Annotated in this window: 24 protein-coding genes; 4 read left to right on the forward strand and 20 right to left on the reverse strand. The window is 57.4% G+C overall.

Going from position 1 to position 20,929, the window contains the following annotated elements; all coding sequences use genetic code 11:
- Positions 1–787: 787 nt before the first annotated feature.
- Positions 788–1,309, reverse strand: coding sequence for an integrase core domain-containing protein (locus PHA81_RS11205; RefSeq protein WP_273836842.1), 522 nt, complete (start codon positions 1,307–1,309; stop codon positions 788–790).
- 361 nt (positions 1,310–1,670) lie between these two features.
- Between PHA81_RS11205 and PHA81_RS11210 the strand changes: the two genes are divergently transcribed.
- Positions 1,671–2,252, forward strand: a complete 582-nt coding sequence (locus PHA81_RS11210) for a hypothetical protein (protein WP_273836843.1) — start codon at positions 1,671–1,673, stop codon at positions 2,250–2,252.
- Positions 2,253–2,299: 47 nt separating this feature from the next.
- On the forward strand, positions 2,300–4,711 hold the full coding sequence (locus PHA81_RS11215) for an amino acid permease (RefSeq protein ID WP_273836844.1): 2,412 nt from the start codon (positions 2,300–2,302) through the stop codon (positions 4,709–4,711).
- A 1,417-nt stretch (positions 4,712–6,128) separates the two neighbouring features.
- Here PHA81_RS11215 and PHA81_RS11220 read toward each other — a convergent pair.
- Together PHA81_RS11220 and PHA81_RS11225 are read right to left on the reverse strand one after the other, a co-directional pair.
- Positions 6,129–6,482, reverse strand: coding sequence for a calcium-binding protein (locus tag PHA81_RS11220; protein WP_273836845.1), 354 nt, complete (start codon positions 6,480–6,482; stop codon positions 6,129–6,131).
- Between the two features lie 7 nt (positions 6,483–6,489).
- Positions 6,490–6,954: a hypothetical protein gene (locus PHA81_RS11225; RefSeq protein ID WP_273836846.1), complete on the reverse strand. Its 465-nt coding sequence runs from the start codon at positions 6,952–6,954 to the stop codon at positions 6,490–6,492.
- 75 nt (positions 6,955–7,029) lie between these two features.
- Between PHA81_RS11225 and PHA81_RS11230 the strand changes: the two genes are divergently transcribed.
- Both PHA81_RS11230 and PHA81_RS11235 read left to right on the forward strand, forming a co-directional pair.
- Positions 7,030–7,593, forward strand: a complete 564-nt coding sequence (locus PHA81_RS11230; protein WP_273836847.1) for a hypothetical protein — start codon at positions 7,030–7,032, stop codon at positions 7,591–7,593.
- Positions 7,594–7,637: 44 nt separating this feature from the next.
- Positions 7,638–9,428 (forward strand): SWIM zinc finger family protein, encoded by a 1,791-nt coding sequence (locus tag PHA81_RS11235; RefSeq protein WP_273836848.1) that lies wholly within the window; start codon positions 7,638–7,640, stop codon positions 9,426–9,428.
- A 210-nt stretch (positions 9,429–9,638) separates the two neighbouring features.
- Here PHA81_RS11235 and PHA81_RS11240 read toward each other — a convergent pair whose 3' ends face one another.
- The 17 genes from PHA81_RS11240 to PHA81_RS11320 all read right to left on the reverse strand — a co-directional run bounded on the left by PHA81_RS11240 (position 9,639) and on the right by PHA81_RS11320 (position 20,611).
- Positions 9,639–10,949, reverse strand: coding sequence for an IS200/IS605 family transposon protein TnpB (locus tag PHA81_RS11240; protein WP_005046875.1), 1,311 nt, complete (start codon positions 10,947–10,949; stop codon positions 9,639–9,641).
- A gap of 268 nt (positions 10,950–11,217) precedes the next feature.
- Positions 11,218–11,697, reverse strand: coding sequence for a PIN domain-containing protein (locus tag PHA81_RS11245; protein WP_005046882.1), 480 nt, complete (start codon positions 11,695–11,697; stop codon positions 11,218–11,220).
- Positions 11,694–11,984, reverse strand: a complete 291-nt coding sequence (locus PHA81_RS11250; RefSeq protein ID WP_005046884.1) for a hypothetical protein — start codon at positions 11,982–11,984, stop codon at positions 11,694–11,696. Before PHA81_RS11250 ends, PHA81_RS11245 begins: the two co-directional genes overlap by 4 nt.
- A gap of 209 nt (positions 11,985–12,193) precedes the next feature.
- Complete coding sequence (locus PHA81_RS11255) at positions 12,194–12,742, reverse strand: PH domain-containing protein (RefSeq protein WP_005046887.1); 549 nt, start codon at positions 12,740–12,742, stop codon at positions 12,194–12,196.
- 90 nt (positions 12,743–12,832) lie between these two features.
- The gene (locus tag PHA81_RS11260) at positions 12,833–13,294 is read right to left on the reverse strand and encodes a hypothetical protein (protein WP_152424556.1); all 462 of its coding nucleotides are present in this window, start codon (positions 13,292–13,294) and stop codon (positions 12,833–12,835) included.
- A 30-nt stretch (positions 13,295–13,324) separates the two neighbouring features.
- Positions 13,325–13,987 carry a hypothetical protein gene (locus PHA81_RS11265; protein ID WP_152424557.1) on the reverse strand — a complete coding sequence of 221 codons (663 nt, stop codon included), beginning with the start codon at positions 13,985–13,987 and terminating at the stop codon, positions 13,325–13,327.
- A 108-nt stretch (positions 13,988–14,095) separates the two neighbouring features.
- Positions 14,096–16,132 carry a PGF-CTERM sorting domain-containing protein gene (locus PHA81_RS11270; RefSeq protein ID WP_273836852.1) on the reverse strand — a complete coding sequence of 679 codons (2,037 nt, stop codon included), beginning with the start codon at positions 16,130–16,132 and terminating at the stop codon, positions 14,096–14,098.
- Positions 16,133–16,697: 565 nt separating this feature from the next.
- On the reverse strand, positions 16,698–17,417 hold the full coding sequence (locus tag PHA81_RS11275) for a hypothetical protein (protein ID WP_005046890.1): 720 nt from the start codon (positions 17,415–17,417) through the stop codon (positions 16,698–16,700).
- On the reverse strand, positions 17,414–17,710 hold the full coding sequence (locus PHA81_RS11280; RefSeq protein ID WP_005046893.1) for a hypothetical protein: 297 nt from the start codon (positions 17,708–17,710) through the stop codon (positions 17,414–17,416). Before PHA81_RS11280 ends, PHA81_RS11275 begins: the two co-directional genes overlap by 4 nt.
- Positions 17,711–17,864: 154 nt before the next feature.
- Positions 17,865–18,194, reverse strand: a complete 330-nt coding sequence (locus PHA81_RS11285) for a hypothetical protein (protein WP_005046894.1) — start codon at positions 18,192–18,194, stop codon at positions 17,865–17,867.
- A 69-nt stretch (positions 18,195–18,263) separates the two neighbouring features.
- Complete coding sequence (locus tag PHA81_RS11290) at positions 18,264–18,599, reverse strand: hypothetical protein (RefSeq protein WP_005046895.1); 336 nt, start codon at positions 18,597–18,599, stop codon at positions 18,264–18,266.
- Positions 18,596–18,853, reverse strand: coding sequence for a hypothetical protein (locus PHA81_RS11295; RefSeq protein ID WP_005046896.1), 258 nt, complete (start codon positions 18,851–18,853; stop codon positions 18,596–18,598). Before PHA81_RS11295 ends, PHA81_RS11290 begins: the two co-directional genes overlap by 4 nt.
- Positions 18,850–19,056, reverse strand: a complete 207-nt coding sequence (locus PHA81_RS11300) for a hypothetical protein (RefSeq protein ID WP_005046897.1) — start codon at positions 19,054–19,056, stop codon at positions 18,850–18,852. Before PHA81_RS11300 ends, PHA81_RS11295 begins: the two co-directional genes overlap by 4 nt.
- A complete protein-coding gene (locus PHA81_RS11305; protein ID WP_005046898.1) occupies positions 19,053–19,481 on the reverse strand; it encodes a hypothetical protein in 429 nt (142 codons plus the stop codon). The genes PHA81_RS11300 and PHA81_RS11305 overlap by 4 nt, the downstream gene beginning before the upstream one ends.
- Entirely contained in the window at positions 19,481–19,891 is a 411-nt protein-coding gene (locus PHA81_RS11310; RefSeq protein WP_005046899.1) for a hypothetical protein, read from the reverse strand. The genes PHA81_RS11305 and PHA81_RS11310 overlap by 1 nt, the downstream gene beginning before the upstream one ends.
- Before the next feature lie 209 nt (positions 19,892–20,100).
- Positions 20,101–20,388: a hypothetical protein gene (locus tag PHA81_RS11315; protein WP_005046904.1), complete on the reverse strand. Its 288-nt coding sequence runs from the start codon at positions 20,386–20,388 to the stop codon at positions 20,101–20,103.
- 13 nt (positions 20,389–20,401) lie between these two features.
- Entirely contained in the window at positions 20,402–20,611 is a 210-nt protein-coding gene (locus PHA81_RS11320; RefSeq protein ID WP_049910552.1) for a hypothetical protein, read from the reverse strand.
- Positions 20,612–20,929 lie beyond the last annotated feature (318 nt).

Consider the following 20,929-nt stretch of genomic DNA (forward strand, 5'->3'; position numbering starts at 1 on the left):
ACAAGTTTCGGCAGTAGAGTCGTACACCGTTCACATCGATCGATAGGTGCGAGCGTACTAGTTCATCTTTGACTCTGTTCAGATATCGCAATGAGGTATACCCCACCTAGGACAAACAGCACTATTGCTACGGAGAAGATATCCTGTACCAATTTTGAGTACACAAGTGGGGAATACGTTGGTAGCACACTTAACAAGAGGGCTATCCATGAAAAACCTACCAACAGCCACCCTTTATTTTTTAATTCCATAAAAATTATTTCACTAGGCCTCCTCGACAATTTTTGGAATGCGATGTCGGAGAATATATCATGAATCTATTCATAGCCAGTTAAAGATAGTGAGCAGCGAACCACAGGACATTATCCTGAGAAGAAGAATCAGGGTGACAAAATTCTAGCGTTTGCGTAGACAGCCAGAACCGGTCCGTTGCGTGGCATCAACTACGACCAACTTTCCCCGCTTCACCATTAAATAGAGTAACATCATAAACCCACTGGCCGACTGCGGTGGTCACTTTACTCTGCATTTCTACGGTTGAGCGTAGATGGCGATTTGACACGGTTCACGCCCTCTGTGGAGATCGGTACAGTTGGAAAGAATGATCCGTTTCGGAGTTTTGAACATATCGATCCGGATTATCTTTATCAAACTGGCAATTAAGTGGCTCAACGACCAGATACATGTAATCGATAGTCACCGGTATCGTTGATTCTGACCGTACTACTTATTCATCGTTAACTACGGCGCTGACTCCATGTGTGCTGTCCGGTAAAGATTTCGTTGGTCATCCATCAACGGTCACCTCGGTTGCGAGCAGGTCGCCAATGTCCGTCGTTGGCGATGGCATCAACCGCTCGAACGCCTCAGCTGGCGTCTCTAAGTTGCCCCAGTTGAGGCTCATGTGCGGGCGCTCCTCGTTGTAGAAGGTGAGGAATTCCTCCAGAGTTCCGAACCGCTTGCGGTGTTTCTCGTAGGTCTGGAAGAACCGCTCGATTTTCCCGTTCGACTGCGGTCGTCCGACTTTGCAGAGCGTGTGGCCGATGTCATTATCGTGGAGAAAGTGCTCGAACTCGTGATCGAGACACGGCCGATCATCTCGACGAGGATTGACGAACTCCGATCCGTGATCGGTGATGACCTCCAAGATCGGGACCGGACTGTCGAACTCCTCGTCAACGCTGTCGAGGAGTTCGACGGCGTGACTCGCCGAACTGGCGTCGGTCTCGATCATATCGAAGATGCGGCGTGAGGCGTCGTTTTCGACGGCCAGCACCTGCTGTCCGCGGTCGTTGTGGTACCAGTCCATGCGGACCGTCACCGCCGCATTCCCATGCTCGGAAGCGCACCCACGGCCGCTTGCGGCCCTGCTTGGTTGGATTCTCGCTCGCGTGGTCGTGCTCCTGAAGAATCTCGTGGACGCGGTTGTTAGCGATCGAGAGGCCGTCTCTAACGCGGAAGACGTGCGCGATGACGACTGCGCCAGCGCAGAGGCGCTGGCGTAGGTCGAGTATCCGGTCTTCGAGGTCGTCAGGATAGTCCACGTAGGGTCTGCGTCCTGGCGTCTCCAATTGTGGAATTTCACCGCTTTTACGGTACGCTTTGGCGAGTTGCTGCACACGCCGCCGACTAACCTCGAACTGCTTAGCAACCACGGCAGTGTCCACGCCGTGATCAACAACTCACTGACAGATACGGGTGGCGTCATCCTGAGCAAGTTTCATCTCATCTGGTTGATCATCGGGCAGATAGAGCCGACGAAATCTTTGGCGGACACTACACCCCAGGCTAGCACAGTGATTACTATATCCCCACTCCAGCACACTGACGAAAGTGGCATACAATTGGGGTTCATTACTTCAAATATGCAGTCTGTATCGTATGCCGCAGCGGTTATGACGTGGCTGGAACGGACAGCAAAAGTCTCGTTCCGTTTTGCGGTCAACGGATTAGTGCTCTTTATACCCACATTCGTACTCTACGTCACTGGTGGTTTTCTGGGTATGGTGACTGGCCTACTCCGTCTACCATACACCTTTCTATCGCTCCAAGCCGATCCAGTATTCAATCTACTCGTTGTTTCTCTCGGCTTTTTGCTCTGTATTCTAAACGGCGCTCTATTCTTTCTCACTGCTTTTGCTGGTTACGATAATGATTACCGAGAAATCGTAATTTACGCTAGTTGTATCGGATTTGGGTTCGGTGCAGGTGCGTTCCGTGTGTCATTCCCCAAAGTTGTCGCTTTGGTTTGATATCAGAAAGCCCGGCCTTTTTGTGAGGAATGAGCATTGAGTGGGTAATGAGTGGGAACACGTCCGATGGGCAATCCCCTGGCTCTGGACCAGACGGAATTGAAGAAGAGCTTGATCGGAATATCGGTCTCGTGGGCGCATTAGCGATCGGCATCGGGACAATGATCGCAGCCGGGATTTTCGTTCTCTCGGGTCTTGCTGTCGCAAACGTCGGCACAGTGGCGATCCTCTCGTTCGTGCTCGCGGCACTCGTCGCGGCGCTTACCGCAGCGGCCTACGCCGAGTTCTCCTCGGTGTACTTAGAGAGCGGCGGGGGCTATATGTACGTCGCAGAGACGTTCGACACCGACCTCGTCTATATCATGGGCTGGACCATGATCGTCGGCTATCCCGCGAGCGCGGCGTTTTATCTCGCCAGCTTCTCTGATTGGTTTTATAGGTTTATCTATCCAGTCTTCGGCATCCCTCAGTGGATACCTTACTGGGTGCCGGGCGTCGCGGTACTTGGTCTGCTCATCTTTATCAATGGTCGGGGGAGCGAGGAGTCGAGCCAATTCCAGATTGCCGTGACCGCCGCCAAAATCGTCCTACTCATCCTGTTTCTCTACGGCGGGTTGCAAGCGTTCCAGGTGAATGTGGTAGCAACATCGTTCGCTCAGAACATCGGTAATGTCGTCGAAATCGGGGCAACCAGTGCGTTAGTATTCATCACCTTCATCGGGTTCTCGGCGATCGCGACGAATGCCGATGAAATCAAGCAACCCGGACGGACCATTCCGCGTGCTATCTACATCAGCATGGGATTCGTCACCTTTCTCTACGCGCTCGTGGTCTTGGTCATCGTCATCGCCATTAACGACCAGCAGTTCCTGAATTTCCTCGCGGGCAACGTCCAACTCGGCGGTCTTTCCCCGACTCAGTACGTCGCCAACAACGGCGAAGTGTCGATGGCCTACGCTGCCCAGTACTACCTCGGGAACATTGGTTTCTACGTTATCATCGTTGGTGCGCTGTTCTCGATGCTGTCGGCGGCGAACGCCACAGTACTAGCAGGGTCGCGAGTGAAACTTGCGTTGGCTCGCCGTAACCACCTCCCTGACCAGTTTGAAGATCTCCATCCCGAGTATGGCACACCCTACAAGTCGGTGTTGCTCACCGGAGGATTCATTTTCACGTTCATCGTGATTTTCACCATCCTCTTCGGGGAAGTACCCGGTGCCAGCGAGACACATCCGCTGTTCGGCCTGCTGTTCGAGCTTCCGCTATTCAATTTCCACCTCGGTCTCGAAAGTGTCACCGGAGTTGCGAACGTCCTCCTACTCACCGGGTTCTCCCTCGTCAACATCGCAGTCGTCTTCTCCCGGCGGAAGTTTGACAATCTCGATCGGGGATTCAGGGTTCCACTAGTGCCATGGGTGCCAGTATTCGCGGTTATTGCGAATATCGGATTGGTGGCGAGTCTCGGGTTGCGAACTGTAGCGCTCGGTCTCATCGCAGAGGCAATCGGTATCGCCTTCTGGTTTGCGTGGCAGGGACGTACGCCCTCGAGAGAGGAGATCGAACGCGAAACTCCCACGGCAGTCGCCGAGCACAATCCCTCGGGACGTGAACGCGACTTCCAAATCGTCGTCCCCATCGCCAACCCCAATAACGCCGATCAACTCATGGCCACCGCCGCCGACATAGCGCGAGATCGGGATGGCGAGATACTCGTCCTTTCAGTAGTGGACATGCCCGACCAGACCCCACTCTCGGCAGGCCAGCAGTATACTGACGAGAAGCGCGAGATACTGAATCGCGCAATGACACTAACCGACGGCGGCGAGGACGTGCCAGTTAGCGGGACCATTCGCATCAGCCATCAGGTCGAGCGTGCGATCCTCAACACCGTCGAGCAGTACAACAGTGACGCCGTGTTGATTGGCTGGGGTGGGTGGCGAGCGCGTCGGCGGGAGGTCGTACTCGGGAGCGTCGTGGATACCGTAGTCACCGAGGCCGATTGTGACGTGCTGGTCGAACGGATCGAGTCCGATACACCGAAGACGATCGAATCCATTCTGTTGCCAACCGCCGGTGGCCCACATGCGGAGTATGCTGGCGAAATCGCCAGGTCCATCGCCCGCGCGACCGGCGCGCAGATCGAACTGTTCCGAGTGGTCGCGCCTGACGACAACGGTAAGGAAGCCGAAGCAGTGCTCGACGACGCGCTCGCCGCGTTCGAGGAAGCTGACGTCAACGCAACAATAGCTGAAAACGATGACGTGGTGGATGCAATCACCACCCGGTCGGCCGACCACGACCTCACGGTCATCGGAGCGACTCGTGAGGGCCTGTTCCAGAAGATCGTCTTCGGGGCGATACCTGAACGGGTCGGGGAAAGAGCCGAGAGCACGGTCATCCTCACCCGGCGAAATCTCGACCTCACCTCGCGGCTGCAGCGACTGCTCGGCAGGCTGTAGCTCAACGACGACTTCAGGATCAGCCGGCGGCCGATTTTCCCCTTCACCTCGATCGATACATGCGGATAGTGAGGTGTAAACGCACCAATCACGCTGGGACGCTATCCTGAAAATATTCACTCTCTCGCCTCTAAGCTGATCTCCAGCTTGACAGTCCATTCTTTTACTCGTCCTTAGCTCTCTAAGGACGGGTAAGTAGGTGAATTCGGCATCCTCGAATTCAATGGCGTTCACAGGACGATCACCCATGCCGCGACGAGGATGACACCCACTCCCGTTGCCCAGCGGAGCGCGCGATCGAGAGTGTGGATGACTGTATAGCATCGCCGACGATCTCGGAAGATCTATCGCAGCGAGGCGGATAGCACCCGATGAGGACTGTGAAAGGAAGTCCGTCGGCGTTTGCCTAGCGGACACTGTCCTTGGTGGCTCCAAGGAAATACTACCCGTCGTGTCATACCCTGCTCCCGAAACCACTTGTTCCGATGTACTTGCCGCGAACGTCTCAACAAGCCTCTCACAACCGCTATAGCGAGAGAATGAGGCTGTCTGATGGACCGCGAAAGCGGGCGCGTCGGCGGAGCTGGTGGGCGCTGTCCTCAGTAGCACGAGGAGTGCTGTCCAAGTTGGCGACAATCTCACCATCGAAACGGCATGTTCCGGCGCGCTCGCCGCGAAAATCCATCTCCCGGTCGTGAATTAGCTGCAAAATTACCCTGTTCAGCAGCCTATCTATAGTAACGCTGTGGACCGTCAGTTGACGCGTCGACGGTGCTGACGAGCATGCGTCCTGGAGTAATCCTGGGAACCGCGATAACCAAACTCGTCGTCGAAACCCATTGTTCCGACGCGTTTCCGCTCGACAGTGATGCGGAACAAGCGACCGTGAGAGTGAGCGCGTCGGCGGCGCTGGCGAAGTCAATCAGGGGTAGCGCCCATCGATACTGTCCGGACTCCGCCGACGAAATGCATGTTCCGGCGTGCTCGCCACGAAAGTCCCCTCACACGCGAGCTGGAGGGTGGTCAGCAGCGCGCGCAGCGAAAGGTCTTACACCCATCCCAGCGGATTCATCCATAGCGGACCGCGACAGCGAGCGCGTGCGGCGGTGCTGGCGGGACACTGTCCTCGGGTGGCGACCGAGGGGATTGCGAGAGCGTCAACAACCCTGCCAACGAAATTCATTGTTCCCCACGCGCTCGCCGCGAGAGTCCCCCTGTCGCAACATCGATTGAGAGAGCATGCCCTGTTGATCGATAGACAGCGAAGGAGTTGGGTGGCTGAATACTACTCCCAACATCTCGACCCATCGATTCGACGTGATGGATGATGCAGAAACCTGGCTTTGTGGTTGGGTTAGAACTGGCAGATTTAATAGAAGTTGCTGAACGGATCCGCGTATCGCTGGTGATGCGGCCCTCAGCGCTCAAGCCAGTAGTGCCAGTCTCCGATCGCTTGTTCGGTGTCACTGCTGGCGTCAACCGGTTCGAGTTGCTTGAGTGGCACACCGAGTTTCCTGTTCTTCCACTCGATGGTCACGAATTGCTGGCGAAGCGTCGGATCTGTCCGGGGCATTCCAACCACGCGGACGGTTTCGTCTTTCTTGAGCGGTGATTCCTCTCGCTCGGTACGACAGCGCGCTTCAAACGGGAATTCCAGAGTGTCGTCGAGGTAGGCGTGCCAGCCCATCGCTTGCTCTTCTGGACCGTAGGTGTCGACGATGATCTCCATGCTGATGCGTTCGTCCCGTTCTTCATCCCTGTCTGCGGTCATTCTCGGGTTACCATTCTTCGTCTACCAGGCGATACTGCTCGACGGGATCACCTTTCTCTTTCACGACTTCAGGCGCTTTGTCGCTAGATTCGGTCTCATCGATCTCCTTGAGGATGGCGTAAAAGCGCCACTCGTCGCCGTAGTCGAACAGGTAACAGATACGGTCACATTCGTCCAGATCCAGTTGTCGAGCCATCTGTCCGATTGTCGTCTCGGAAGCGTCGTACTCCTCACCGCCTCGCAGCAGCCCACTGGCTGACTGTTCGATCTCCTCTGGTCGCTTGTACTGACTGTCGCTATCCCAGTAGTCTTGATCGGTCCCGAAAAACCAGAGATGGTCCTGGTTGAGCCCCACCGCGCGGTTCAGCACCGTCTGAAACTCGTCGAGCGTCCGGTCTCCTCCGACAGCGATGTCACGCCACAGCGAGGTCGGATCGTATTCGGACTTCACACGGAACCGATAGGTGGTCATCTTCCTCCATTCTTTTCGGGACGGACGGTTGTGAGTTCGTCGGTACCGTCTTGTCCATTCACACAAAGTACCGACATGGCAGAGTTCGATCCCGATTTCGACGAGGCGGATCTGCCGGATCTCGCTGATCGTGACGCCGCCATCCGATTTCTCGAACGGAACGATGTCGCGCTTCCCGAGGGACTGACGATCGAGAAGATCAAATCCCGGGGTAGTTGGTGGGCCATCGACGACGAGTCGTTCAGCTTCCGTGTCGAGCGCCATCCGTCTGGGCCGTTCCCGTCGACATCGATGACCGGCAAGGGGATGCCGACGCCCGCGCGGTGGCACATTCGCAAGCGGTACACCTACCATCTCACGATCGACGAATGGGACGTTGCCGAACGCATGCGGGAGTTCGATTTTAGTCCTATGTTGCTCGTCGACGCGGAATTCGAGCAATTTCCGAACAAAGACATGTGGGAGCAGGCACTCGCTCGTGCCAGAGACGCCGAAGACCCGGAAGAAGTGCTTGACGAGCAACTGTCCCTCACCGAACAGAAGTATCGAGCCACGTTTGACGACGTGCCCGAGGATCACATAGAAGAGATGCTCGCCGTCCTCGGAGAGGCATTCCGGCGACGAGCAAACATGGACTGACACAGAGTATAATACTGGGTCTGTCGTAGCGATCTCCCAAGAGCATGAGTGGCGAGCAGTGGCCCACCCTAACGGAAGCGACTGTTCGGGAACTGGCCAGATCTAAATCGTACGACCGAGGACAGTCCTACTACGAGCGGGGTGCAGTCAGCGACGTGGTTCGGCGCGGTGAGACACTCCGAGCAGACGTCGAAGGGAGTCAGTACCAGCCCTATACGGTGACCATCGAGTTCGACGATGCTGGCGTCGCTCGGACCGACTGTTCCTGCCCGTACGACCACGGCGGGATCTGCAAGCATCGCGTTGCTGTACTGTTGACATCCATCCGTGAGCCTGATCGCGTGAGTACCCAGCAACCGATTTCGGAACTGATCGCCGACACGAATCCGGAGACTCTGCAGAATCTGCTCGTCGAACTCGTCGACAGGCGTCCGGAAGTGGCTGACTGGGTCGAAACCCGTCTCACCACTGTTGACGACGAGACAGACACCACCTTATCGGTGTCGGTGAATCTGGACTCGATTCGGCGGCAGGCAAACCACGCGCTCCCAAAACCCGGACAGAGAGGTCATAGTGATGCCTACGCTGAAGCAGAGCGCATGGCCAAGGAACTCGACGCGTTGATTGAGCAGGCACGGATGGCTCTCGAGACCGAGGACGGCGACACCGCGCTTGACGTTCTCGCAGCGATCACCGATGAGCTCGCGGACAACAGGTGGGCTGGCCTTCTTCCCCATGATATCCCCAGCGTGTACGAGGTTCTCGGTGACCTCAACGAGACGTTTATCGAAGCCATTCTCACGGCCAAGTTAACCGAACGTGAGCGGGATGAGTGGAGGGAGCGTCTCACCGAGTGGGATGACCAGTTCCGGCATTTCATGGGTGAATCCACATTCATGGCTGCGGTAGACGCGGCGGAACAGGGGTGGAACGACGAACGAGTCCAGCAGGCGATGGAAGGGACCCTCGACGAGGGAGCGTTCTGGGGTGATGAGACACCCTGGTATGGCGAAGATATCGTCACGGCACGCCTCACTGTCCTCGAACGAGAGGATCGCATCGAGGAGTATCTCAACCTCGCTGAGGCGGCAGCGCAACCCCAAGCGTACGCGACGATGCTGGTACAGCAAGGACGCAACGAGGCGGCCGTCGACTACGCTATCGAGCGGTTGTCGACACCGGGTGGAGTGCTCGAAGTGGCCAAGACGCTTCGCGCACACGACCAGACACAGGCAGCCTTGCGGGTAGCCCAACACGGCCTGACACTTGAGGAGTTCCGGAAGGATACGCTCGCAGAGTGGCTGCGCGACCGAGCAGCCAGTGCTGGCGACCGTGACCTCGTGCTGGAGGCAGCTGTCGCTGCGTTCGAGGCGAGTCCGTCGCTGCGAGCCTACCAGGCAATCGAAGAACACGCTGACGACTGGGAGAGCGTTCGGCCTGACCTGCTCGAATTCCTCCGCACGCAGAATCCGCGCGATCGCACTACTGCCCGGTCCGTGGAAGTGTTCCTCCACGAGGGAGAGTACGACGAGGCCATCGCCCTCGCGGAGAGCACCCCCCAGACCAGCGTGATCGAGCCGGTCGTCGAGGCTGTCGTAGAAGAGCGACCACACTGGGCGATCAGTACCTGTAAATCTCAGGCCGAACCGATCATCGAGAACGGTCAGCATGACAGCTATGGGACGGCTGTCCGCTGGCTCAGACGAGCAGGAACAGCGGCCCAGGCGGCCGATGAACTTGACGAATGGCGTGAGTACGTCGAAACGATGCGGGACAACCACTATCCCAAGTACAAGTTGCGCCCGATGCTGGATGAACTGTTAGAGGAGTTCTGAAGTGCGAGGTCTCTGTTGATCCTGTATGATCACGATCAAATACGCGTCAGAACTTGCACCGCTGATCAGTGATGCTAGGAACCAGTGTCCCGAGACGGCTCACCCCAGTCGGTTTCTGAACGCGAATGCCCTGCGAGCACGGGTTGGTCGTGATCCCAAGCACGATGTGTTCTTTCAGCTACCATGACTACATTGACATCCTCCGCACGGCTAAAGCCGTGGGATTCCTCGCGCTGGGGGTCTGGCATCGCTACCGACCCCCACGGAGGCAACTTGCGGGTTCGTATGCTCCTCGTTGGGACGATGAGAGTGTGATATCTCCAACCAATCGTGGTTGTCCCACTTGAGGCATACAGGCCGTGCCATCGGCCGTGCTACCGTCGTGTATCGCTTCAGGAACGTCTCGGAGGCTACGAGGTCCGCGTGCCCCTCGAAGCCGCACTCGCAGGTCAGCGTGTCCTTGTGTCGTGTGGTTCGCTCCGTCGAACCACACTGCGGACATTCCTGCGAAGTCCATGCTTCCGACCGTGCCTCGACCGAGAGACCGTATTCTTCGGCGGTCGTGGCAAGCCGGTCGATGAACGCGCGGAATGCCCAGAAGTTGTGCGTCTTCGCGTTCGCTTCGACCGACCAATGCGTTTCGAGTATGTCGGTGAGCGCTCCGACGTACACGGTTGCGACGCCCTCTTTGTGCAATCGTTCGATGAGGTCTCTAGCGAGCGCATCCATCGCATGGTCCCGTCGCCGGGTCCGGCGTCGGTACAGTCGTCGTATCCGATGACTGCTGTATCGGCCGTCTTCGAGTAACGACTGAAGCCGGGCGATCTCCTGCGTTGTGTCGCGGAAGCGGTCGAAGAGGTCACGTCCGGCGTACAGGAATTGTTCGCCAGTCGTGGTCGTACAGGCGACGATGTTGTTCGCACCGATATCCAGAGCAGCCGACCCGTCGGCTACTGGTGTTCCGAGTCGAGGGTGAGAATCTGTGTCCGTCACCTCAACCGGCTGATAGGCCCTGAATTGGTCGGGTTGTTCGTCGTACTGTAGTTCTAACTGGCACTGCTTGCCGTCCCACCGTGGCTCGCCGCGTACTTCCAAGCGAAGTCGGCCTGAAAGACTGTACTCGTCTTTCAGGTCCTTGCCGACCGGAATTTCGAGGCGCGAACGCTTTCCCCACTGAATCGTGTACTGGTCGTTCCGACCGAACCAGCGAAGCTTGCGTCCGTCTTCCTCGTTGCCCCAGTAGCCCGGAAGCCCCTCGTCGGGTTCGTCTGAATCGAAGAACCCCTTCCACGCTTGGTCGTTCTTTCGAATCGTCTGCTGGGCCGATGCGGAGCCGAGAACACCGACGTACCGCTTGCGGTAGTCCTCGGTGTTCCATACCGAGTCGCCGTCGAAGAACTGTTGGCGGCGCTCGTAGGTGAGTTCGTTCCACAGCGACGCCGAAGCGTCCATTACGCGGCGAAGTAGCTCCTCGTCCGCGTCGGACATCGGAACTACCTCGAACGTATTGGTCCGCTTCATTGCCCACAACTACTATACGTCCTTACGTCTGTTAAGTCCTGTGGTCCAGAGTATGAGACCGAACATCGACCTTTCATACGAGACGCATGGCGCTGTGAAAGATTACGCCGAAGCGAACGATGTGACGTTGACCGAGGCCTATGAAACGCTCTTGCGTGTCGGTCTCGATAATGTTGAGACCCCAGCATAGCAATAGCCGGCAGTCCTTCGGCAGAGCCTACCGCTTGGACCCATCCCTGAAGAGGATGGGCTTCCGCTCGATTACGAGTCACTCGTCTCGGGTGCATTCGCTATCGGTCTCTCGTTGTGCCTGACGGACTCGAGCAACAATTGCCTCCGTTGTGAGAGCGGGTGTGAGTGTCTGATCGTGGAGATCGGGGTCTCCGCTCCAGATTGCTGCATTGAGTTCGAGCGCGGCAGCGACATAGAGCGTATCCTTGGGATCGATGGCCTCCATTGTCTGTTCTGCTGTCTCCCGAGACCGGTTTGTGCGATCTTCCGAAAGAATCTCGATTGCCGTGAACAGCGTGTCGAGAAGCGTGTCGAGCGCTGCATCAGAGAGACCAGATTTGTCTCTGAGCACTGAGCGATGGGTCGCAATCTCCTCGCGAATAAATGCGGGCGAATAGAGTTCATCCTCGGTTGTGAGGAGCATTTCGCGCGTAATCCCTGGGGTCAACGTCGCCGAAATGATCGTATTGGCGTCAATAACGATCGTTTCAGGGTATGGGACGTAGTCGTCATTCATCCGTCCGTTACTCGGTGAGTACTCGTCTCGTTCTCGTCTTTTTCGTGGGCGGTTTGTGCTCGCTTGTTTGCGGCTTCCGTGATCTGTTCGGCGATTTCCTGGGCTTCTTCCTCAGTCAGTTGATTTTGTGATGCAATCTCATCCATCGTCTCCAGGTCCTCAATAGTGGTTCGGATGGCCTTTCGCGCAACACCGCTCCAGTTGATCTCCTCGCGTTCGTCCATCTTTGCTTTGAGGTCCTGATCGAGCCGGATGGTGATCATCTCCTCTTTTCGATCAGTGCTCATACTCGTTCACTTGGTGTATAGTCATGTATATACAAAAATGTGTCGTGAAGACTGAGAACGTGGCGACAGTCCTCTCTTATCAGTAGTTGCTAGTACGGTTTTGTTATTCACGGTTGGCCGTGTAACGATTGTCTTGACGGGTTTCTTCCACGGGATATCGTGAATAAATCGGTCGTACTAGCAACCACTGTTATGTCCTAGCACACCCCTCAAAGTGGCTGTGGGTCTGCTGGCTCATCACTATTGGCGTTGTCAAACGCCTCGGTAAGTACCTCGCTCACGACCTGCGGTTGTGATACATTCGTAAGAAGTATCTCGAGATCATCCGAGCCAGCTGTGTAGATCGTGATATCGCCGAACGAGAAGAGCCGTTCGAGTGCTGACTGGCTGCAGGTGGTATTCTGAATCCGATCGTGGCGAATTTTGAGAACATCCTGACTGATCAGCCCCTCTTTTCGATACACCTCTTCAGTTGTGATCACGTAGTGGGTTCGTCTGAGCATTCCGTACTGGATAGCGAAGAACACGATGCCAGCCGCGACGAAAATGAGCGGAAGCAATGCCCACTCTTGAGCGAGCGCTTCGGGTACCCAGTCCAGCGGGATCAGGAACGCAGCGGTGAGTCCGATGCCAACGACGATGAGAACGAGGCTGAACAGGATATCCGACCCGATTGTATAGAGGGAGGGATGCCCATCCCAGAGCACCTCTTCGTCATTGGTCAAGTGGAGCCAGTCAGCTGTTTCGACGGAAGCCATGGGATGGTATCGGTAGCTTTCCGATGATAAATAAATGTTCTGTGTGAGATAGATCGAGGGCGGTGCAAGTTTGAAGTTCGGCTGATAGAATTATTTCGGCTCTGTACTTATCCGTTCACATTTCCAAGTTTTATCCAATTCCCCGGTCACACGTCGTTCTCCTGTCAATTGAGATTCATCAATGTCAACACTAAATTGGAATTTTACATTAGCTCGGTCGTCTTCACGGTAATTCACTTCCGCCCAGATATTAGAGATAGTTATGCGGATTTTATCAGTGAGATCTCCTATGTCGTAGGGTCGTTTGATTTGGACAATTGACCCGTCATCTTGATCGGGTACTAATGAGGAGTTCGATGAAGAGTCATACTCTGACCAATCATGTTCATGGATATATTTTGTGTCAACATCCATAAAGTCAGGCCTACCGCCGATATACTCGGCGTCATGTGGGTCAAATGCAGGTTGGCGCTGAAGAACAGCGAGAAGAGCATCCTCTGGGGTCGCCCCGTAGCCAAAATCAACTTTCCGCCCTCGGTCGATCGATGACATATGATGTAGTTAGTTCGAAGATTGTTAATTCTATTTATTTTGCTCGTTGCTCTCTAACTCTGGCACGAGGTCCTCAAGGATAGAAAGCGCCGTCTCCAAGTCATTCAGTTCGCCACGTCGCTGATCGATCTCGAATTCGATTTCTCTGATACGCTCGGAGATTCGATGGCAGATATCGTGAGGAGCATCGGGTTCGATCTCATCTGGCCTTTTGTCAGTGACTGTCGGCTGTTCAGCCGCGATTTCTGGACTGGCACTGATCGAAGTGCTGGACGGGTTCGTGTCGAGTGCTTGTCCGCCGTCAGTCGCGAGTGACGGGGCTATCGCCGACGATGTGTAGGTTAGATGTGCTGGCTCCCGCTCGGCGAGCGCCGCATCAGACGGCCAGTCATTTGGATGGGGGAGTTCACCGCACGCAATATCGAGTTTCACACGCCGCAGATGCTTGCAGCCCCTCTCCGCTGGTTGATTCGCGTGATCTGGACAGCTGCATGTTGCTACGCCGTTGCCAGCCGAATCGCCGCTTTCAGATGGAAGGTGTACGATGTAGACCGCTCCGGAAGCGGATTCAATGTGGTACGTGCCCGGTTCACTAGCGAAGACTGTCATCGCTTCGTCGATCGCGCGTTGCGTTCGCGGATCGAGCGTGGAGTGCAAACTGGATCGGTGGTTAGTAGATGCATCTGTGCTCATGATTCTGAGAACACCTCGTTCCTCCGAGGGCAGAAAAACCGACTGGATTTGCTGCCTGTTGGTCGGTCCGGTGGCGAGAACGAACCAGCGAAAGTCGGGGTTCCGCTGTTACCGCCGTCTGACTGCGACCAGCGCGCCGGCGAGGAGCGCGATAACCGCAACGACGACCCCGAAGCCGGGACCGGTCAGTCCGGAGCTCGCACCCGTCAGCCCGAGATACTCGTTGGCCTGGCTGGTGTTTGTCGAGGGAATCGTCCGATCCCACGCATTCGGAAGGTGAACCGACGTGTCCTCACCCACGTACCCGAGTTCGCGGACCTGTGATTCCGAGGCGTTCTCCGGGACGGCTCCCTCGACCCGGACGTAGGAGGTCGTCGTCCCGTTCTCGGTCTGACCGACGACGCTCTGGACGTTCTGTCCGCCCTCCAGGGTGACGAGCGCGTCGCGCAGCGCCGTCATGTTCTCGAAGGCCGCGCCGGTCTCCAGCTGCATCCGGCCGTCTTCGACCGAGACGTCCATCTGGCCCTTCCGGAAGCCCGCCTCGCGGAACGCCGTGACGTACTCGCGAGTCTGGCCCGCTTGCGGGCCGGTGCTGCTGTTGAGCATCTGGTTCGTCGCCTGCTTGAGGAGGTTCTCGCCCGAGACCGAGACTGCGGCGGTTACGTTGACACGCTCGCCCTCAGTGGCGGCGTGGAGCTCGTATTCGAGATCACTGGTCTCGATGTCGCGGTCTTCCAGCTCGCCGACGTACGCTCCCCAGTTCTCGGTCCGGGACTGTGAGTCGAGGTCGACGCTGAGCGCTTGCGGGGAGTTCTTCGTGACGTTCGCGGTGAACGTACTCGTCCGCGTGAGGTTCGCGGCCTGCTGGGCCTCGAACTGCTTGCGGAAGCGTTCGAGGCTCTGGTTGAACGACGCCGCGCTCGTGGCTGCGGCGTTCGTGGCTGTCGCGTTCGAGGACGTCACGTTCGACGTGGTCGGCGTCGTCTCCGTGTTTGCGGGCATCGACCCGACGCCGGCCGTGTTCATCCCCGCCATGGTGCCCGCGTTGAGCGCTTGCATGTCGGTCGCTTCCGCGACGTCGAGCGCCGCGAGCACGGCTCCGTCGTAGTTGTCGAGGTCGGCGCTCATCCCGGCCTCGATCGAACCCTGACGCTGGTCGTACCGGACCGAGAGCTCGTTCACTGTGAGGTTCCGGAGGCGCTGGGAGACGTTGCGCGCCTCCGAGCGGTTGAGGTCGACGTCTTCGGCCGACGTCAGCGACGACACCAGCTGGTCGGCAACGGCACGTTCGATCCCCTGGTAGGTGACCGAGTACTCGATGTCGAGCTGCGACCGACCCGACTCACTCTGGGTGAACGAGTACGAGTCGATCGTGAGATCGGCCGAGCCGTTCATCGACTCGGCGAGCGCGACGTACTGCGACTCCAGCGTCCGCTTGGCCTGCTCGCGGGTTTCCCACTGTGACGCGGAGGCCCCGAGAACCGGCCGCTCCTGGGAGACGTTCAGCGTGTACGTGCCGTTGCCCTCGGTGATCTCGTAGGACTGATGTTGGGGCTGCCCCAGCGGTTGGGTCAACTGAGCGTTCGCCGCGAGGTCGGCGTCGAACGTCGAGCCCGTGGTCGTGACGTCGCCGGTGATCCCCGCACGCTCGATGGGCACCGAACGGGCGATGTTCTCGCCGGTGACGGTCGCCGCGGCGGAGACGTCCGAGCGCGCGTTCTCGTCATTCTGCACGCCGGTCGCGTTCACCGAGAGGTTCGAGAGCGTCTCGGGACGGGCCGCCTCCAGCGTCCCGTTGCCGGTGACGTTCTCGCCGGTCATGACCGCCGTGACGTTGGCGGCGAGATCGTCAGAGCCCTCGACATCACTCGCGACGAGCGCGTGGAACAGCCCCTCGCTGACGTTCAGGCCGTAGTTCGCCTGCGTGCCGTTCGCCGCCTCCTCGTAGGCGAGGACGGCGTCACCGTTGTCTTCGACGTAGACGTCGTCGGCCGGTGGGAGATCGACACCCGTCTCGGCCGTGGCGTTCGTCCCGTTCGCGTCCTCTGAGGTCTGTGCGCCGACCACACCCCCACCGGCGACGACGGTGCTCAGTACGACCAGAAGGGTAATGAAGATCGCTGTCGACCGGAAATGCGCTGTCATCGACTCCACCCAAGGGGCATAACGACACCTAGTCGAGTACTATCTGATGGAATCGAAACTATGGTTGTAGCAGCTTGGTTCATGTTATAATCCACAAACCAATGTCTAATAAACTATTCGTCTTTCGCTACCAGTGGCGGCGATCACACCGCAAAACGTCACTATCCAGTGGTCTCAAAACAATGCTACAGCTCAGTGGAAGACAGGTCGAGATTCCTCAACGACATCCTCACTATCCACGCCATCATCGATGAAGAGCGGACGATAGGGCATCACAAAAGCGTGGCTTGGTGCGTTTCTCCGCCGTGGTTTTCTTCGTTGGCCGCACTCCAAACAGGACGATCAGGGGCGTCAGAGGCCGGACAGATCGAGTAGTCACACACCTCTTCGAGCACACGCCGGTCGCGTTCAGCATGGATACGACAGGGATGTCCGGATGGACGCTGACATTTCTGGCCCACATCGGCTGTACAGGTTGGACACGCGACTTCGAGCGCTGGATCGCGTTCCCACTCTTGGCCACAGTTCTTACAGGTGACTGCCATGGCGATGGTCTTGGAGACGTTTACTCGTCGTCCGGTCCCGACGAACAGTCTGGGTCGTGTTCGACACCTGCCCAGTACGCGGCTTCTGCGCCACATTCCGGACAGGTGAACGCGCCGGGCCGATCCTCGTCTTGTAGCCTGTCGAAGGCGTCGTCGTGACTTTCGAGGCCCACCCCTGTGAGGTGGTCGAGAACCTGCTGTTGGATACGCTGTTGTTTCTCCTCGGGCGCGATGACCGCTCCGTTCTCGTCGAACACTTCGCGAAGGTCGATACCCCCAAGCCGAATCATATCGACGACATCCTCGTGACCGACGGTCCATTCGCGGAGTGCCGCTCGGGCGGCCAGACCGTCGAAGAGTGCACCGAAAACGAACCCGAACGCACGGTGACCGTCCCACGGTTCGCCGTGATCGTCTGGCGAGGACTCCCGGAGCACCCAGTCCGTGTGGGTTCCATCCTTTTGTACTGTTGCTTCCAACAACAGCTCACTCGTTCCCTCGTGTGGATAGATGATGTGGTGGCGGTTGCACTCCTCGCAGTAGGTTCGGTGTGCGTACAGCTTCGTTCCCGGATACGGCTGAGCGTATCCGCCGAGATCGGCCTCGTTCACGTAGGTTGCGACACGATCCCCAGCGCTGATCGGCCCAGAACAGAAATCGCAAACACCCTCCACTGGCGGATTGTCGATCCTGTGCATCCGATTGAACGCTCGTGCGAAGATATCGATCGCGCTGGTCATTGGTCGTCCTCACTGCCGTCGCCGTTTCCGAATAGACATCGATTCGCGGCGTCCTCCCCGCCGAGTGTCTGCTGATCGCTCTCGACATCAGCGAACAGCGAGCGCTGATCACCCTCCTCGTTGGTCTGGCGCTGAGGAACCTGCGCTCGGTCGTCAACGCCGAACTGGGTCGCGCTCGGTTTGGCGACTCGCCCGGACCCCTCGCTGTGATCGACCTCTGCGCCGAAGGCTTCGAGCGAGGTTTCGACGGTATCACCATCGGGTTCGATCGTGCCATCATCACCGAATACCATCTGCTGCTCTCGTGGGATCGAGGCTGTGTCTGCAGCGGGATCGGCTTCTGACTCTGTTCGGTCCTCTGTCTCTGCCTCTGGTGCTGTTGCTGTCTGTGTTTCGCTCATGATTGGACTGGAAAGTGGCGGTTGTGGACCCGACAAAGCGAATCAACTACGCTTCAGCTGGTTCTGTGCTTTCTCCGTCTCCGTCCGTGTCGTCGTCCTGGTTGTTGCGAAGCCGTCTGAGTTCCTTCTCGATACTATCGGTGTACTCTTCAACGAGCGAGAAATCGTCGCCGTCGAGCAGGAACGCCCGCACGTACACCATTCGGTACTCGTCTTCGCAGATAGGACAGACGAAGATGTCGTCGTAGCCGTTTTCGACTAGCTCGTACTCGACGTATTCGAGGTGCTCCTGACAGTCATGGTCTTGCTCTTGTTCGTGTTCGTTCTCGTTATCGGTAGTCGTCTCGGTGCTGTCGCTGTCTATGGTGTCGTCCATGGTCGGATCTCCTCACTCCTCTTGAGGAAGAAAAACAAGGACGATTGTCTCGTCCCGCCCGACCGACCGTCACTGGTCTCGGTGTTTCTCGATGGAGGAACCATCCTGCATCTCGTTCTCTGATGACTCCTCCGGAGAGTGCGCACCGGAGCCGACGATCAGCATCCCGTCGGTGGTGTGTTCTTTGGCTCGGAGTTCGGCCATCACGTCTTCCATCGATTCTTCGTCGGCCGCTGGAACATCGCCGGTGTGGCCTGGTCCAGCATACGTGACGAACGTATCTTCCTGAACGAACCCGAGATCAGCACCGTTGAAGAACCCGACTCCGTCGCGATCTTGATGGAAGTACGACACATCTGTATAGCGGCCTCTCTCGCCGTCTGTAGTGATGTATTCGACGTTCATTGGTCGGTAGCTTCGGTGGCGAAGATGTCGATTTCATCCATTGATCCGTCTCCATTCGACTGGTAGGCGGTGTAGTGATTGTAGTGGATGATGACATTCTCTCCGTTGATTGCTCTGTGGATCACTTCGATTGCTTGGAGATCATCAACCGCTCTGACACCGACGGCGTCCGTGAGAACATCCCGATCGCCACCGAGGAGCTGTTCGATGAGCTTGGCGGCGTCTGGGGCCGCTTTCGTGTTGGTTGACGTCATTCGTCCACCTCGTCGATCAGCGAGATTTCGATGTCGAATTCACCGTTTCGAGCTGCTTCGGCGGCGTAATCGAGGGCTTCGCGGCGCATGATGTCCTCGTTCACTTCACCGTCCGTGCCAAGGTACTGCTCCGGGCCGAATTCGAGGACGAGCGACAGCTCGATCCGGCGGCGACCGTGCTCTCGTTGAGAAGCGTCTGTCATCGTGCTTCGACCTCGTTACTCGGGAGTTCGATGAGATAGTTCGGTTCGCCATTTCCGCCATCTTCTCGTTCCCACGCGGGCTTCCAGTTGGTGTCGTAGTCGTCGAGGTGTTCTGCCATGGCTGAGAACCAGTAGCGATCGTACCCAGTACTGGGAGTTCCGAGCCACTTGCCAGATGCGGTAGCGCCGTATTCCTCTGTTTCAGGGATCATCTCGGCGTCGTCGGTGAGCCACGTGTACTTGCTATCGAACTTGACGATGAAACCTTGATCACCGGCAGGGTCGCGGAGGAGACAGCGCGTATTGCACTCGGCACAGAACACACCTTGGAAAACGAGATGTGTCCAGTCCTCTGAGCCACACACGGGACACTGGAGTTCGTCGAACGCGCCGTCGTAGCGGTCTTCGGTTTCGACGATCGGCATTAGTTCCCACCTCTACTGGCCGGACCGTCGGTAGCGACTGTTTCAGGGCCTGATTCGCTCTTTCCCGTATTTCTCTCGTTGTCGGCTGGAAGTTCAATGATGTCCGTCGGAACCTCGCCGCCGTCGGTGGTGATGATTGCTCGTGGGGGCGACCGTCCGTGGTCGATGACGACCGCTCCATCCGCGACGCCGTCGATGGCGAGCTTGTCGAATTCGCCGCTGCTCGTCACACTCGTTCGGGGTTCATCATCGTCGTCTTCGAGTGCGTGCCAGAGGTCGTCCATGGCGGCTCTGACACCGCCGGTTTCCATCTGGGCGTCGGCGTAGTCGAGGAGGTTGTTCAACTCAGTGAGCGTGGTTTCGGCCGTTTCGCGGCTGATCCACACGGAGTCTTGCGGTTTGGTACCCATGGCTGTCGATGGTTCCTGTTGGTAGTCGGTCGTCTGTTGGCGTGCTATACGGTCGACACTTCACTCCTCTCGACGGAGAAAAACAGTGAGTCGTTGTGCTGGTATGTCCAGTGCTGCGGTGGCGTTCAGCGGTGTTTCGTTCCTTATGTAACGTTTGTACCCTTATGCAGCATCGTCTGTTACATAAGGCAAAGCAGAAAGTCGGATCGCTACCGATTCGCCCACAACCTTCGCTCGCCGTATTTCTCCCACATCTCCTCGTGAGAAAGGCTGGTTAGGTCTTCGAAGTAGTCGCGAGCGTCGGTCTCAGCCTCGAAAGCACTCGCGTCATACCCGACCGACCCACCGACCAGGTGCCACTGGTCTTCGTGGCCACCGGACTGGAGCATCGGCGAGATCTCGACGGCGTAGCGGCCGTCTTCCCGTCGAGTCAGACGGGCGAAGAGATCGTGCTGTTCGGCTTCGGTTTCGGATTCGAGGATTTCTTTTGTGGGCATGGTGATCAGTTCCTCAGCTCGGGAAGTCGATGGCGTCGGGATCAGCTGCGAGACGACGGGTGGTGGCATCTAATTCTTCTACGTCGATGGCGATGTCGAGGAGTTCGTTGATGCTCTCGCGGTAGACCGAATGCGTCTCGCTCGGACTGGGGTTGTCTGGGAGACGCTGGTCGAGAGCTTCCTTGAAACGGTGCTTCGCACGGTGTCGGGACAGGCTTCCCATGTTGAATTCCTCCACTCCTCTGGGCGAGAAAAACGAGATCGTTCATCGGCCATCCCCTCGGTAGCCGCCTTCGAACATCTCGCCCGTTTGGTGTGCTGCTGTACATTCTTCTTCGGGGCTTTCCGGCTCGGAGACTGCTCCGAATTTCGTGGCGAGTTCGCTTGGATCTAGCGTCCGGGTGTCTGGCTGCTGCTGAAAGTCTGTGTTCTCGACGCCCTGCTTCGTTGGGGGCTGTGACGGGCTTTCCATGGTGGAAATCCTCCACCTGTCTCGGGAGAGAAAAACGAGGGTGTAGCCCGAGTTGCTCCGGAAGCAGTG

The organism is Halococcus sp. PRR34 (assembly GCF_028617175.1).
Taxonomy (GTDB): Archaea; Halobacteriota; Halobacteria; order Halobacteriales; family Halococcaceae; genus Halococcus; species Halococcus salifodinae.